Origin of the sequence: Microlunatus sagamiharensis (assembly GCF_900105785.1) — a bacterium.
GTDB lineage: Bacteria > Actinomycetota > Actinomycetes > Propionibacteriales > Propionibacteriaceae > Microlunatus > Microlunatus sagamiharensis.
This window is the reverse complement of the sequence record NZ_LT629799.1, coordinates 3867514-3882154: the sequence shown is the minus strand read 5'-3', so window position 1 is coordinate 3882154 and position 14641 is coordinate 3867514. Positions and strand designations below refer to the sequence as shown.

Here is a 14641-nt window from a genome sequence, read left to right as displayed (position 1 = left end):
GAGGAGAGCGATGGACCACGCGCTGGACGCGATCTGCTTCGCGGTCGTGATGGTCGTGCCCCTGCTCGTGTGGGTCGTCAGCCGCCGTCCGGTCAGGGTGCGCATCGAGGCGCTCCTGCGTCCGCTCGGCGCACGGGTGTGGCAGCAGCTGGTCGTCGACGACACCCCGGACCCGGCCACCCTCTTGCGGTGGGCACAGCAGCGGCTCGCCCGGCGGCGCGCCGACCTCGAGCGCGTACGGCGGCTGCTGCTCGACGACGAGTGGATGTCGGGCACTCGTCAGGTCGGGAACCGGCTCGCGTACGAGCGGCTGGTCGTCGACGTGCGGGAGGCCGAGCGCCAGGTGCCGGCGGCGGCGCTCGAGGTGCCGGCTGCGCCGTCACCGGTGAGTGCCCCGCGGTTCACGTTCGTGGCGCCGAACACGCAGCCCGCGGTGGAGATGATCGAGTTCGGGCCGAGCGGGCGCTGGTTCTGAGTTAGCCGACCAGCTCGGCCGGTGTTGTGCGTGTAGCCCTTCGACAAGCTCAGGGATCGTGGTCGGGATCGGCGACGGAGCCGCTCTCTGACCAACGGGCCCTTCGACAGGCTCAGGGATCGTGGCCGGGATCGGCGACGAGGTCGACCCTTCGACAGGCTAAGGGGACGTGGCTGCACCTGGCCGTCGTCACCAGGCCCGGAGAAAGACGAAGGAGCGCCGACCGTGAGGTCGACGCTCCTTCAGAGGTCTTGCTGGCTGTGCAGGCTCAGATGGCCTGGACGGCGTCGGCCTGCGGGCCCTTCGGACCCTGCGTGGTCTGGAACTCGACCCGCTGGCCCTCGTCGAGGCTGCGGAAGCCCGACGACTGGATCGCGCTGTAGTGCACGAACACGTCCGGCCCGCCGCCGTCGACGGCGATGAAGCCGAAGCCCTTCTCAGCGTTGAACCACTTGACGGTTCCCTGTGCCATGTAAATCTCCCTGAAGCTCTCGGGCCGCACCTCGCGGCCTCGTGATGCTGTTGGGCGCCGGCCTCGGCCACCGCCCTCGCGAGATCAAAAGGGCGTAGCACGTACCACGGCTCAAGAACTGCTTACAGCGATCACCATGATTGCATCCCCGCACCCAGAGGACAAGGCGGGACCGTGACGCGGCTCTCGCCCCTCGGCCGAACCCGGGTGGATTTTGGATCGTTGAGGCGCTCGTCCTCGGCCCCGGGGAAGCCCGCAGGTGGGGTTCGGGCCGCGGCGCAGGGGTGCGCCAACCCGTTCCGGGCCCTTCGACAGGCTCAGGGAGCGTCCCCTCGGGCCCCTCGACAGGCTCAGGGAGCGTCCCCTCGGGCCCTTCGACGCACTCAGCCGTCGTCCGCCCTGCCGCTCGGCAGGCTCAGGGGGCGGTCGAGACCTGTCGTCGCCCCCTCACCCTTGACCGCCCCGACGCACCGGCGTACGGTCCGCCTAAACCGGTTCAGGCGCAGTGCCCGGACCGTCTGACCAGCGAAGGTCACCGCTCATGAGCCCGCGGACCAAGAGCTCGACGCCTGGGGCGCCGACGATCGTGGACGTCGCGCGCGCCGCCGGGGTGTCCAAGGGGCTGGTCTCGCTCGCGGTGAACGACCGGCCTGGCGTCTCCGACGCGACCCGGGCCCGGGTGCGCGAGGCGGCCGAGCAGCTGGGCTGGCGACCGAACCTGCAGGCGCGCACCCTCTCGACGCAGACCACGTACGCGCTGGGGCTGGTCCTGCGCCGGGACGCACGGATCGTCGCGGCGGACCCGTTCTACCCGGCGTTCATGGCCGGGATCGAGTCCGTGCTGTCGACCCAGGGCCGCGTCCTCGTGCTGAGCGTGGTGGGCGACGCCGAGGCGGAGGAGCGCGCGTACCGCTCGCTCGCGGCGGACCGACGGGTCGACGGGGTGTTCCTCAACGACCTTCGCCACGGCGACGACCGCGTCGCCCTGCTTGCGGAGCTCGGCATGCCCGGCGTGCTGATCGGCCGGCTCGACCACCCCGGCGGGCTGCCGGCCGTCGTGCTCGACGACCGTCCCGGCGTCGTCGCCGCGGTGCACCACCTCGCCGACCTCGGGCACCGCGAGCTCGCGTACGTCGCCGGCGACCCGGCCCTGCAGCACGCCCGGACACGGCGCCGCGCGTTCGAGGAGGCGGTCGCCGCGCGCGGGCTCACGCCGACCGCGGTGGTCGACACCGACTTCACCATGGCCGGCGGCGCCACGGCGACGGCCGCCCTGCTCGAGGGCCGATTGCGCCCGACCGCCGTGCTCTACGCCAACGACCCCATGGCGGTCGCGGGTCTCGGGGCGCTGCAGCGCGCCGGCGTCCGCGTGCCCGACGAGGTCTCCGTGGTCGGGTTCGACGGCACCGAGCTGGCGCACCACACCTGGCCCGCGCTGACCACGGTCCGCTCCGACCCCGAGCAGTGGGGCGCCGCCGCGGCCCGCACGCTGCTCGCCCTCACGAGCACCGGCTCGGCCCCCGACGTCGAGCTGGCTCCCGCCGAGCTCGTCACCGCCCGTTCCACCGGACCCGCCCCCGCCCTTCGTCAGGCTCAGGGCACGTAGCAGAACCGCCCCATCCCGTCCCCACAAGGAGAAGTCGTGCAACGTCGCATCACCCGGATCCTCGCCGTCGCCAGCGTGCTCGGCCTGTCGCTCACCGCGTGCGGGGGAGGTGGCAGCGGCGGCAGCGAGGCGCAGGACGCCGCCAAGTCCGCCCGCGGCCCCATCACCGTCTGGTACTCCAACAACGAGCAGGAGGTGGCGTGGGGCAAGGCGATGGTCCAGTCCTGGAACAGCGCCCACCCCGACCAGCAGGTGACCGGCCAGGAGATCCCCGCCGGCAAGAGCAGCGAGGAGGTCATCGGCGCCGCGATCACCGCCGGCACGGCCCCCTGCCTCGTCTTCAACACCGCACCGTCGGCGGTGGGCCAGTTCCAGCGCCAGGGCGGCCTGGTCAACCTGGCGAGCTTCCCCGACGGCGAGTCCTACATCACCGAGCGCAGCGGCGACGTCGCCAAGCAGTACCAGAGCAGCGACGGCGGCTACTACCAGCTGCCGTGGAAGTCGAACCCCGTGATGATCTTCTACAACAAGGACCTGTTCAAGAAGGCCGGCCTCGACCCCGACAACCCGCAGCTGGCGACGTACGACCAGTTCCTCGACGCGGCGCGCAAGATCAAGTCCTCGGGGGCCGCGAAGTACGCGATCAACCCGGCGCCGACGAGCGAGTTCTACCAGAGCCAGTTCGACTTCATCCCGCTCTACTCCGCCGAGTCCGGCGGCAAGCAGATCGTGGCCGACGGCAAGGCGACCTTCAACGACCCGCAGGGCCTGGCCGTCGCGAACTTCTGGAAGACGATCTACGCCGAGGGCCTGGCCGGCAAGGAGACCGTGCAGGGCGACGCCTTCGCCTCCAAGGTCGCGGCGATGTCAATCGTCGGCCCATGGGCCGTCGCGGTCTACAAGGGCAAGGTCAACTGGGGCGCGGTGCCCGTGCCGACGTCGACCGGTATGCCGATCGGTGACATCCACACCTTCAGCGACGCCAAGAACATCGGCCTCTTCAGCGCGTGTGCGAACCAGGGCACCGCGTGGGACGTCCTCAAGTTCGCCACGAGCTCGGAGCAGGACTCGGCGCTGCTGACCGAGACCGGCCAGATGCCGATCCGCAAGGACCTGTCGACGACGTACGCCGACTACTTCGCCAAGAACCCCTCCTACAAGGAGTTCGGCGAGCTCGCCTCGCGGACGGTCGAGGTGCCGGGCGGCCCGAACACCGTCGAGATGCTGCAGACGCTGCGCGACGCCTACACGAAGTCCGTGATCAGCGGCCAGGGCGACCTGACGCAGACGTTCAACGAGGCGGCCGACAAGGTCACCTCGCTGGCCGGACGCGGCTGAGCAGGTGGCCACCTCGACCACGGCACCCGCCGCGGTCGCCCCGTCGGTCCGCGAGCCCCGCTCGCGGGCCCGGCGGGGGGTCCGCAGCAACCCGCTGGGGTGGATCTTCAGCGCGCCGTACCTCGTCTTCATCGCGCTCGTCTTCGCCTACCCGCTGGGCTTCGCGGTGTACATGTCGTTCCACGACTACTTCTTCACCGCGCCCGGCGTCACGGTCCCGCGGCCCTTCGTCGGGCTCGAGAACTACACCGCCGCGCTGAGCGACCCCGCGGTCCGGCAGTCGTTCGTGAACGTCGCCGTCTTCCTGGTGATCAACGTCCCGCTCACCGTCGTGCTGTCGCTCGTGCTCGCGAGCCTGCTCGACCGGGTCGTGCACGCGAAGGCGTTCCTGCGCGTGTCCTTCTACCTGCCCTACCTGACCTCGAGCGTGGCCGTGGTCGGGGTGTGGCTCTTCCTGTTCAACGGCGGCGGCATCGTCAACCGGGTCCTGGGCCCGCTGGCGCCCGACCCGTCCTGGCTGGTCAACGAGCGCTGGGCGATGCCCTCGATCGCGCTCTTCGTCACCTGGAAGGGCCTCGGCTTCTACATCCTGCTCTACCTCGCGGCCCTGCAGAACGTCGCCAAGGACCTGTACGAGGCCGCCGCGACCGACGGGGCCAGCCGCTGGCAGAGCTTCGTCAACGTGACGGTCCCCTCGCTCCGGCCGGCGACCGTGCTGGTGCTGATCCTGGCGATCATCACCGGCGCGAACCTCTTCACCGAGCCCTACCTGCTCACCGGCGGCGGCGGCCCGAACGGCGCGTCCCGCTCCCCCGTCCTGGTCATGTACCAGGAGGGCATCGAGCAGGGCCAGCCCGGCTACGCGGCCGCGATCGGCGTGCTGCTCGTGATCGGGACGCTCGTCCTGTCCTACCTGTCCAACCGCTTCGCCGGAGGTCGTGAGTCGTGAGCCAGACCGAAGCGAGGACCACCCAACCGAGCCCTTCGACTGGCTCAGGGAGCGTCAACGGTCCGCGACGCCGTGCATCCCGGCGGGCGCTCGTCCCCGCGCTGGTGGGCGGGCTGGTCCTGGGGATCGGGGCGCTCGCCTTCCTCTTCCCCTTCTACTACATGGTGATCGGCTCGCTGCAGCGCGAGCCCGACCAGAGCATCGCCGGGGCGTTCCCGCACCCCAGCAACCTGACGTTCAGCAACTACGTGACCATCGATGCCCGGCTCGACCTGGTGCGCTCGGTGCTCAACTCAGGGATCTTCGCGGCCGGCGTGATCATCTGCACGGTGGTCTTCGGCGCGCTCGTCGGCTACGCCCTCGCGCTGCTGCAGTGGCGCGGTCGCGGCGGGGTGTTCGCGCTGGCGCTGCTCGTGCAGGTGGTGCCCTTCCAGCTGCTGATCATCCCGCTGTACGTGCTGATCGCCCGCAGCTACGGCCTGGCCGACAACTACCTCGGCATGATCCTGCCGTTCGCGATCAACTCGACCGCGGTGATCATCTTCCGGCAGTACTTCCTGCAGCTGCCGCAGGCGATGTTCGAGGCGGCCCGCATCGACGGCGCGAGCGAGCTGCAGCTGCTCACCAAGATCGCGCTGCCGCTGATCCGCCCGGCGCTGGTGACCGTCGTCCTGCTGACCTTCATCGGCCCGTGGAACGAGTTCCTGTGGCCGTTCCTGATCACCAAGCGCGCGGAGCTGCAGCCGCTCGCGGTCTCGCTCGCCAACTACCTCACGAACGTCGCCAACTCGACGGCCAACCCCTTCGGCGCGCTGCTCGCCGGGGCGGTCGTGCTCGTCGTCCCGGTCGTCGTGCTCTTCGTGATCTTCCAGCGCCAGTTCGTCAATGCCGACCTCAGCAGCGGGGTGAAGGAGTGAGTGCCATCAGCACGAAGGAGTTCCCGTACGCGCTCGAGCGCATCGGGACGGTCATGACACCGGCCGAGGGTGACCCGAACGAGGCGGAGGGGGTCCTCAACCCCGCGTCGGGCCGAGGCCCCGACGGCACCCTCTACCTGCTGCCGCGCATCGTGGCGACGGGCAACGTGTCGCGCGTCGGGCTGGCCAGGGTCGTCGTGACCGACGGCGTCCCGACCGGCGTCGAGCGCGAGGGCGTCGTCCTCGAGCCGGAGACCAGCTGGGAGACCGCCGACACCAACGCCGGCGTCGAGGACCCGCGCGTGACGTGGGTCGAGGCGCTAGGGCTGCACATCATGACGTACGTCGCGTTCGGGCCGCTGGGACCGCGTACGGCGATCGCCACGTCGACCGACCTGCGGTCGTGGACCCGCCACGGCCCGGTGGTCTACCGCTGGGACGAGGCGGCGGAGGCCGACCTCAACCTGTTCCACAACAAGGACACGGTCTTCTTCCCCGAGCCGGTCACCGCGCCGGACGGCACCCAGAGCCTCGCTGTGCTGCACCGCCCGATGGGCATGCTGCGGCCGTTCCGCGGCGACGACCACGTCCGGGCGACGCCACCCGGGCCGGCGGAGGAGCGCCAGAGCATCTGGATCAGCTTCGTGCCGCTCGACGCGGCACTGGCCGACCCGGCCGCGCTCACCGTCTGGCAGGGCCACCACTGGCTCGTCGGTCCGGAGCAGCCCTGGGAGGAGCTCAAGATCGGCGGCGGCCCGCCGCCGCTGCGCGTCGATGAGGGCTGGCTGCTGCTGCACCACGGCGTCACCGGCGTGATCGACGAGTCCCGCGCCCAGCAGCAGCAGGTGCGCTACGTCGCCGGCGGGATCATCCTCGACGCCGACGAGCCCTGGCGGGTCGTGGACCGCTCGGTCGAGCCGCTGCTCGAACCGTCCACGGAGGCCGAGACGACGGGCATCGTCCCGAACGTGGTCTTCCCCACCGCCGTCGAGGAGATCGACGGCGAACGCTTCGTCTTCTACGGCATGGCCGACTCCGCCATCGGGGTCGCCCGACTCACCCGGAGGAACCCGTGAACCGTCCCTCGTCGAGCAACGTCGCTCGACCGCTCCTGGCCGCCGGCCTCGCCCTCGTGCTCGGCGCCGCATCCCTCGTGGCCGGCCCCACGGCCCGACCGCTGCCCGCGGCCGCGGCGCCCGGTGCTTCCAGCACGACCGGTCCGGTCACCAACCTGGCGCACCTCGACTTCCTGCTCGACGACGTCAGCCCGAAGGCGGTCGAGGGGCACACGACCTACCGGCTGGCCGAGGAGCCCGAGCTGCAGGTCCCGTGGACCTACGCCGACCGCAACGACGACGGCACCTACCGCCGGGTCGGCGGCGGGACGCTCGACCCCGCGACCGGCGACTACACCCAGGGCGCCTACAACACCGACGACATCGCCCGCGCGGCCGTGGTCTACGTGCGCGACTGGCGCCAGACCGGCAGCGCGGACAGCCGCGAGAAGGCGTACGAGCTGCTACGGGCGACCGCGTACCTGCAGACGACCACGGGCGCCAACCGCGGCCGCTCGGTGCTGTGGATGCAGTCGGACGGCGAGCTCAACCCGAGCGCCGAGCCCGTCGAGCTGCCCGACCCGTCGGACTCCGGCGACAGCTACTGGCAGGCGCGGACGTTGTGGGCGTTCGGCGAGGGCTACGCGGCCTTCGAGCGGGAGGACCCGGAGTTCGCCGCCTTCCTGCGCGACCGGATCCGGCTGTCGGTCGGAGCCCTGAACCGCGACGTGCTCGAGCGCTACGGGAAGCACGACACCGCCGACGGCGTGAAGGTGCCGGCCTGGTTGATCGTCGACGGCGCGGACGCGAGCGCCGAAGCGGTCCTCGGGCTGAGCGCGTACGTCGACGCCCGGGGCGGCTCGCTCGCCCGCGACGCACTGCGCAAGCTCGCGCGCGGCATCGAGGAGCTGGCGTCGAAGCCGGACGCCTGGCCGTACGGCGCCGTGCTGCCCTGGACGCAGTCGAGCTCGCAGTGGCACGCGTGGAGCTCGCAGCAGTCGGCGGCGCTGGCGCGCAGCTCCGCGGTGCTGGGTGACGGTTCGCTGCTGCGGGCCGCGACGACGGAGACGGTGCGCTTCGACACGACGCTGCTCACCAGCGACGGTGCGGACAACGGCTGGCAGCCTTCCCCCACCGACCGCGTGCAGATCGCGTACGGCGTCGACTCCCGCGTGCAGTCGCTGCTCGCGGTCGCCGACGAGGGCGGCAGCGACCTCGGGCTCGACCTCGCCGGGATGGAGGCGTCGTGGTTCTTCGGCGCCAACCGGGCGGGCGAGCCGATGTACGACCCCGCGACGGGCGTGACCTTCGACGGGCTGGAGGTCGACGGCCGGATCAACCGCAACAGCGGCGCGGAGAGCACGATCCACGGCCTCCTGACGATGCTCGCGCTCGACGCGCACCCGCTGGTGCGGGCGCGGGCGACGGCGACGACCGACCTGGTGAGCCGCGACGGGCTCCGGGTGGTCGAGGCGGAGTCGGCGCTGAGCACGACGGGTGCGGTCGTGACGCCGGAGGCGTCGTGGACCGGTGAGTCGGCGTGGAGCGGGAGCTACCTGTCGCTGAAGAAGGGTCAGACCGCCCGGCTGAACCTCGGCGACGACAACGCCAGGGTCAGCCTCGAGCCGGTCGCGTTCCAGGAGGAGGACGGGCGCGCCCGCAGCCGCTGGGGGCAGGACGGCCGCACGCTCGGGACCCTGCGCCACCGCGTGGGCGACCAGGGCATCACCGCCGTCCCCGGCGCGCTCCTCCCGCAGCGGCTCCAGAAGACCGTGAGCCCGGCCGACGGACCGGTGACGGTCGAGGCCCAGCGTGGGACGGTCCGCCTCGACGCGGTGCTGGTCCGCCCGCTGGTGTCCCGGCTCGTACTTGGCGGCGAGAGCGGCACGACGCTCGTGCACTCCGCCTCCGGCTCCCGCGAGACGGCGCAGGTCGCACCCTCGGGTGACGGTGGCCGGGCGACGCTGCGCGTGTACGACGCCCGCGGTCGGCTGGTCGAGAGCCGCACGATCACCGCGACGCGCGAGGTGCGCCTGCCGGCGTACGGGGCCGCGGTGGTGACCGACCGGTAGGCGGTGCGAGGGTGGCCCGGTGGGCATGGGCGAGGTCTACCGGGCCGGGGCGTCGAGGTTCGCCGACGTCGTGCGCGGCCTCGACGACGCGGCGGTCGTGACGCCGGTGCCCGCCTGCCCGGGGTGGTCGGTCCACGACCTGCTCGCCCACCTCGCTGGGTCGAGCACCGACGTGGTCCGCGGCGAGACCGAAGGCGCCGCGACGCCGCCGTGGACCGCCCGGCAGGTCGCCGAGCGCCGGCGCACCCCGACCGACGCGCTGCTCGCCGAGTGGTCGGCGAACATCGAGACGGTCGCCGCAACCTGCGAGCGCCCCACGCCCAACCCGGCGTGGGACGTGACCGTCCACCTCGACGACCTGCGCGAGGCGCTCGGCCTCCCGCCCGGTCCTCGAGAGGAGGGCTGGGGCGAGGTGCTGGGCGCCGCCCTCGGCTTCCTCGAGCGGCGTGCGGGCGTCACGGTGTCGGTTCAGGAGGACGGCCCGGACCCGGGCAGCACGACCTGGCACGTCGCGACCGCGTACGGGCTGTGGCGGGGGCTGTTCTCGCGGCGGGGTCGGGGTTCGCTGGAGCGCGAGGTCCTGCGTGGCGACGTGGAGAGGTTCCGTCGGGCGGCGTTCTTCGCGGACTGACACCACCCCCGCGATCTCGGACCACACCTCGGCCAACACCCCTCTGGCCTGATGGTTGAGTGCGTCGGCTGCAGGACGAGGTCCGCGAGATCGTGGCCCGGGAGGGAGTCATCCTCCGTCGCGACCACCTCGAGCTCCGCGGCGCCCTCGACGCGATGCTCAAGACGGGCGAGCTCCAGACCGTGCTCCCCGGCACGTACGCCGCCCGTGCCGCGGCTCAGACGCGCGTGACCAGGGTGCTCGCGGCCGCGATGCGCGAGCCCGATGCCGTCTTCGTGGGCCGTACGGCCGCCCAGCTGTCCTACTGGCCCGGGCTCGGAGGCGACGTCGTCGTCTGCGCCGTGCGCCGGGGTCGACCGGCCCGACCCGGGTTCCGCTTCGTGGAGCGCGTGGTAGCACCCGAGCTGGTCCAGTGCCGAGGTCCCCTGCGGATGACCGTGCCCGCCCTCACGGCCCTCGACCTCTGTGAGGAGGTCGGCGGGGACGGGATCGACCGGGCGCTGCGGGTGCGTGTAGCGACCCTGACCGGGCTGCGGACGGCGCTCGAGCTCTCCGGGCACCGACGCGGCAACCGCGACCGCCGGGCGCTGCTCCTGGACTCGCGCGACGAGCCCTGGTCCGCGGCCGAGCGGCTCTGCCACCGGCTGCTCCGGAGCGCGCGCCTGATCGGCTGGCGGGCCAACCACCCGGTCGAGCTCGGGGGCCGCACGTACTTCATCGACGTCGCGTTCCCCGCGCTGCGCGTCGCGGTGGAGGTCGACGGGCGCCTGCACGAGGACGACCCCGACGTGTTCGAGAACGACCGCTGGCGTCAGAACGCGCTCGCACTCGACGGGTGGCTGGTCGTGCGCTTCACCTGGGCCATGCTCCAGGAGCACCCTGCGGTGGTGGTGGAGACGATCCGCCGTGCTCTCGCCGACCACGGAAGACGGTTCTCTGAGGTTCGTTGAGCGCGACAGCTCCCTTCGAGGGCTCTAGCACCGACGAACCGCAGAAAACCGTCAAACGGCGAGCGTCACGAGCCCAGCGAGGCGTATGCCTCCGTGAGACCCGTGAGCACCGGCGTGCTGGAGAGGTAGGAGTAGGGCGCGGCGGGCTTCCACTCGAAGACGCGGCCGGCCTTGACGGCGGGCAGGGACTTCCAGATCGCGGTGTCCTTGTAGCCGGTGTAGGTGTTCCGGGCGTCGACGATGATGAAGTCGCCGGAGTAGTCGGGCAGCTTCTCGAGGCTGATCGTCGCGAAGTAGTCGGTGGGCGCGGCCTCCGCCGGCACGAACTTCGCCCCGAGGGACTGGAAGTACTTGAGGTCCGGGCTCTGCGACGGCAGGCCGATGTAAGCGTTGTCGGCGTCGAAGCTGTACGCGGCGATCTTCACGTCCCCGGCCTTGGCGATGGCGTCCTTCAGCGTCGCCGAGGCCGCGTCGAACCCCGACTTGGCCGACGCCGAGATCGACGGGTCCGCCCCGAGCTTGACCGCGAGGTCGGTGAACTCCTCGATCACCCCGACGAGGTCGAGGTCGAGCATGTGCACGCCGAGCGTCGGGCAGAGCGCGGTGACCTGCGCCTCGACCTTCGCGTCGACGTACCAGAGCGTCTTGTCGTCGAAGGACATGTCGACGAGCAGCTGCGGCGCGACCGTCGCCAGCTTCTCCACGCTGAACTCGCCGTAGGACGAGCCGATCACCTCCACCTGGCTGAGGTCGAGGTTGCCCGCCTGGTAGTCGAGCTTGCCGTCGGTCGTCCTGAGCTCGCCGTACGCGCCCTTCACCTTGATCCCGGCGTCCCAGAGGGCCGCGGCGGCCGAGCTCTGCGCGACCACGTTCGTCGGGACCGGGCTGATGTCGATGGCCTTGCCGCGGGCGTCGGTGTAGGTGAAGGACGAGGCCGCAGCGCTCGTGCTCGCTCCGCCGGCAGCGGCGCCGCCGCTGCTCGAGAAGGTGCCGCAGGCGGCGAGGACAGGGGTGGCGGCCAGGGCGGCCAGCAGCGAACGGCGACTCAGCCGGGTGGTGCTCGTCATGATCGTCTCCTCGAGGTTAGGCAAGCCTCACCTTAGGGGTCGTTCCTGTCGAGATGCTCGCCACAGCCCGGACACTGGGACAGAAAGTTAGGTTAGCCTCGCCTCCATGGCCCTGACGGCAGCACGCCCTGGCGCAACGCGCCGCGTGCCCGACCGCGGACCCGCCCGGCGGCGGAGCGCCCCGGTCCTGCTGCTGGCCGGCGGCGTCCTGGTCCTGCTCGTCCTGGCCAGCCTGGCCATCGGTGCGCGCAGCATCCCGGCCGGCACGGTCCTCGACGCGCTCACCCGCTACGACCCCGACGACACCGACCAGCTCGTGGTCGTCACCTCGCGGCTCCCGCGCACGGTCCTCGGCCTGCTGGTCGGGGCGGCACTCGGTCTCGCCGGTGCGGTGATGCAGGGCGTCACGCGCAACCCCCTCGCCGACCCCGGGATCCTGGGCGTCAACGGCGGGGCGGCCCTGGCCATCGTGGTCGGCATCGGCGTCTTCGGCGTCGGGAGCGTGTCGGGCTACGTGTGGTTCGCCTTCGCCGGCGCGGCGGGCGCCTCGGTCCTCGTCTACTCCGTCGCCGCGCTCGGCCGCGAGGGCGCGACCCCGGTCAAGCTGGCCCTGGCCGGCGCCGCGGTGACGGCCTTCTTCGGCGCCTTCACCACCGCCCTGCTGCTGGCCGACCAGCAGACCTTCGACCAGTTCCGTTTCTGGCAGGTCGGCAGCCTCAACGGCCGCGACCTCGGCGTCACCGTCCGCGTCCTGCCCTTCCTGCTGGTCGGCGGGGTCCTGGCCCTCGCCCTCGGCCGGGGGCTGAACAGCCTCGCCATGGGCGACGACGTCGCCCGCGGCCTGGGTGCGCGGGTGGGCCTGATCCGCGTGCTGAGCGCGGCCGCCGTCGTGCTGCTGTGCGGGGCGGCCACCGCGGCGGCCGGACCGGTGGGTTTCGTGGGACTCACCATCCCCCACGCCGCCCGCGCCCTGGTCGGGAGCGACTACCGCCGCATCCTGCCCACCTCGATGCTGCTCGCGCCGATCCTGCTGCTCACCGCCGACGTCGTGGGCCGCGTCGTCGCCCGCCCCGGAGAGGTCCAGGTCGCCATCGTCACCGCCGTGCTGGGAGCGCCCGTGTTCGTCGCCATCGTCCGCCGCCACCGGCTGTCCGGGCTGTGACCGCCCTGTCCTCGGCGGTGCCGACGGCGTCGGCCGCCGCGCACGGGGCCGCCGTCCGGGCCGGCACCGGTTCGGTGCGCCGGGTCCGCCGGCACGCCCTGACCCGGACCATGGCCGTCTGCCTCGGCCTGGTCGTCGCCCTGCTGGTCGCCGTCGGGACGGCCCTCAGCCTCGGTGACTACCCGCTGCCGCTCGATCAGCTCGTCGCGACCCTCGTCGGGCAGGGCACGACCGCCTCGAACTTCATCGTGCTCGACCTGCGCCTGCCCCGGGTGCTGACCGGCCTGCTCGTGGGCGCCTGCTTCGGCCTCTCGGGCACGACGTTCCAGAACCTGCTGCGCAACCCGCTCGCGAGCCCGGACATCATCGGGATCAGCTACGGCGCGAGCGCGGGCGGCGTGCTCGCCATCCTGCTGCTCGGCTGGACGGGCATGCTCGTCTCGGGCGCCGCTCTCACCGGGGCGCTGGTGTCGGCGGCCGTGATCTACGCCGTCGCCTACCGCGGCGGGCTGTCCGGCTACCGCTTCGTGCTGGTCGGCGTCGGGGTCTCGGCGCTGATGCTGGCCGTCGTCGACTTCCTGATGACCCGGGCCGACGTCTTCGAGGCCCAGACCGCGCTGGTCTGGCTGACCGGCAGCCTGAACGGCGCGTCGGCCGACCAGCTGCGCCCCCTCGCCCTGGCCTGCGCGGTGCTCGTCCCGCTGGTCCTGCTGACCGGACGGGCGCTGCTCGTGCTCCAGCTCGGCGACGACGTCGCCGCCTCGGTCGGGCTGCGGGTCGAGGCCGCGCGGCTGGTCGCCATCGTGCTCGCCGTCATGCTGGCCGCCGTGGCCACCGCGGCGGCCGGCCCCGTCGGCTTCGTGGCCTTCGTCGCCGGACCGATCGCCAAGCGGCTCACGCAGGGCAGCGGACCCTCGCTCGTCCCCGCCGCGCTCGTCGGTGCGCTCGTCGTGGTCGTCTCCGACGTGGCCGGGCAGCACCTGCTGCCCTTCGTGCTGCCGGTCGGCGTCGTCACCGCGGCCGTCGGCGCGCCGTACCTGCTCTACCTCCTCGTCCGCTCCAACCGCGCAGGAGTCGGCGGATGACCGAACCCGCACCCGTCGCCTCCACCACCGACGACGCGAGCAGCCACCGCCTCGAGACGCAGGGGCTCGTCCTCGCGTACGGGGACCGCACCGTCGTCGACGACCTGTCGGTAAGGGTCCCCGACGGCCGCATCACCGTCGTCGTCGGCGCCAACGGCTGCGGCAAGTCGACCCTGCTGCGCGGCATGGCCCGGCTGGTGACCCCCGTCCGCGGTGCGGTGCTGCTGGACGGCAAGAGCGTGCACCACACGCCGAGCAAGGAGGTCGCGCGCGTGCTCGGCCTGCTGCCGCAGGCGCCCGTCGCACCGGAGGGCATCACGGTGACCGACCTGGTCGGGCGCGGCCGCTACCCGCACCAGGGCTGGTTCCGGCACTGGACCGCCGCCGACGACGAGGCGGTGGCCCACGCGCTCGCGGCGACCGGGACGACCGAGCTCGCCGACCGGCGGATCGAGGACATGAGCGGCGGGCAGCGCCAGCGGGTCTGGATCGCCATGGCCCTGGCGCAGGAGACCGACCTGCTCCTGCTCGACGAGCCGACGACCTACCTCGACCTCGCCCACCAGATCGACGTCCTCGACCTGCTGACGGACCTGAACCGGCAGCGCGGCACCACGATCGTCGTCGTCATGCACGACCTGAACCTCGCCTGCCGCTACGCCGACCACCTGATCGCGATGGCCGACGGTGCCGTGACGGCCCAGGGCCCGCCCCGGTCGGTCGTGACGCCCGAGCTGGTGGAGCGGGTCTTCGGCATCACGTCGGTCGTGGTGGACGACCCGGTGTCGCACACCCCGACCGTCGTCCCCGTCGGCCGGCACCATTGCGCCGAGCCGGAGGGCGCGGCCGCGCGCTGAGCGCC

At 72.3% G+C, this 14641-nt stretch carries 14 protein-coding genes; 12 read left to right on the top strand and 2 right to left on the bottom strand.

Annotation, left to right across the window (positions count from 1 at the left end; translation table 11 throughout):
- The first annotated feature begins 10 nt into the window (after positions 1-10).
- Complete coding sequence (locus tag BLU42_RS17880; RefSeq protein WP_091077609.1) at positions 11-475, top strand: hypothetical protein; 465 nt, start codon at positions 11-13, stop codon at positions 473-475.
- 268 nt (positions 476-743) lie between these two features.
- On the opposite strand, the gene BLU42_RS17875 is transcribed toward BLU42_RS17880, so the two are convergent.
- Positions 744-947, bottom strand: coding sequence for a cold-shock protein (locus tag BLU42_RS17875; RefSeq protein ID WP_091077605.1), 204 nt, complete (start codon positions 945-947; stop codon positions 744-746).
- A 541-nt stretch (positions 948-1488) separates the two neighbouring features.
- On the opposite strand from BLU42_RS17875, the gene BLU42_RS17870 reads away from it, so the two are divergent.
- From BLU42_RS17870 to BLU42_RS17835, 8 genes are all read left to right on the top strand, one after another.
- Complete coding sequence (locus BLU42_RS17870; protein ID WP_091077599.1) at positions 1489-2553, top strand: LacI family DNA-binding transcriptional regulator; 1065 nt, start codon at positions 1489-1491, stop codon at positions 2551-2553.
- 36 nt (positions 2554-2589) lie between these two features.
- Complete coding sequence (locus BLU42_RS17865) at positions 2590-3891, top strand: extracellular solute-binding protein (protein WP_091077595.1); 1302 nt, start codon at positions 2590-2592, stop codon at positions 3889-3891.
- 4 nt (positions 3892-3895) lie between these two features.
- The gene (locus BLU42_RS17860; RefSeq protein WP_091077592.1) at positions 3896-4840 is read left to right on the top strand and encodes a carbohydrate ABC transporter permease; all 945 of its coding nucleotides are present in this window, start codon (positions 3896-3898) and stop codon (positions 4838-4840) included.
- 104 nt (positions 4841-4944) lie between these two features.
- On the top strand, positions 4945-5757 hold the full coding sequence (locus BLU42_RS17855) for a carbohydrate ABC transporter permease (protein WP_231918264.1): 813 nt from the start codon (positions 4945-4947) through the stop codon (positions 5755-5757).
- Complete coding sequence (locus BLU42_RS17850; RefSeq protein WP_231918263.1) at positions 5754-6833, top strand: glycoside hydrolase family 130 protein; 1080 nt, start codon at positions 5754-5756, stop codon at positions 6831-6833. The genes BLU42_RS17855 and BLU42_RS17850 overlap by 4 nt, the downstream gene beginning before the upstream one ends.
- Positions 6830-8884 carry a hypothetical protein gene (locus BLU42_RS17845; protein ID WP_091077588.1) on the top strand — a complete coding sequence of 685 codons (2055 nt, stop codon included), beginning with the start codon at positions 6830-6832 and terminating at the stop codon, positions 8882-8884. Before BLU42_RS17850 ends, BLU42_RS17845 begins: the two co-directional genes overlap by 4 nt.
- A 25-nt stretch (positions 8885-8909) precedes the next feature.
- Positions 8910-9515 carry a maleylpyruvate isomerase N-terminal domain-containing protein gene (locus BLU42_RS17840; protein WP_231918621.1) on the top strand — a complete coding sequence of 202 codons (606 nt, stop codon included), beginning with the start codon at positions 8910-8912 and terminating at the stop codon, positions 9513-9515.
- Between the two features lie 59 nt (positions 9516-9574).
- A complete protein-coding gene (locus BLU42_RS17835) occupies positions 9575-10465 on the top strand; it encodes an endonuclease domain-containing protein (RefSeq protein WP_091077580.1) in 891 nt (296 codons plus the stop codon).
- A gap of 65 nt (positions 10466-10530) precedes the next feature.
- Here BLU42_RS17835 and BLU42_RS17830 read toward each other — a convergent pair whose 3' ends face one another.
- Positions 10531-11532, bottom strand: a complete 1002-nt coding sequence (locus BLU42_RS17830; RefSeq protein ID WP_091077576.1) for an ABC transporter substrate-binding protein — start codon at positions 11530-11532, stop codon at positions 10531-10533.
- A 106-nt stretch (positions 11533-11638) separates the two neighbouring features.
- Here BLU42_RS17830 and BLU42_RS17825 point away from each other — a divergent pair, with 106 nt between their 5' ends.
- Genes BLU42_RS17825 through BLU42_RS17815 form a run of 3 tightly spaced genes read left to right on the top strand, consistent with a single transcriptional unit; the run spans position 11639 to position 14636 of the window.
- Positions 11639-12694, top strand: a complete 1056-nt coding sequence (locus BLU42_RS17825; RefSeq protein ID WP_091077573.1) for a FecCD family ABC transporter permease — start codon at positions 11639-11641, stop codon at positions 12692-12694.
- Positions 12691-13779, top strand: a complete 1089-nt coding sequence (locus BLU42_RS17820) for a FecCD family ABC transporter permease (protein WP_091077569.1) — start codon at positions 12691-12693, stop codon at positions 13777-13779. The genes BLU42_RS17825 and BLU42_RS17820 overlap by 4 nt, the downstream gene beginning before the upstream one ends.
- The gene (locus BLU42_RS17815) at positions 13776-14636 is read left to right on the top strand and encodes an ABC transporter ATP-binding protein (protein WP_091077566.1); all 861 of its coding nucleotides are present in this window, start codon (positions 13776-13778) and stop codon (positions 14634-14636) included. Before BLU42_RS17820 ends, BLU42_RS17815 begins: the two co-directional genes overlap by 4 nt.
- Positions 14637-14641 lie beyond the last annotated feature (5 nt).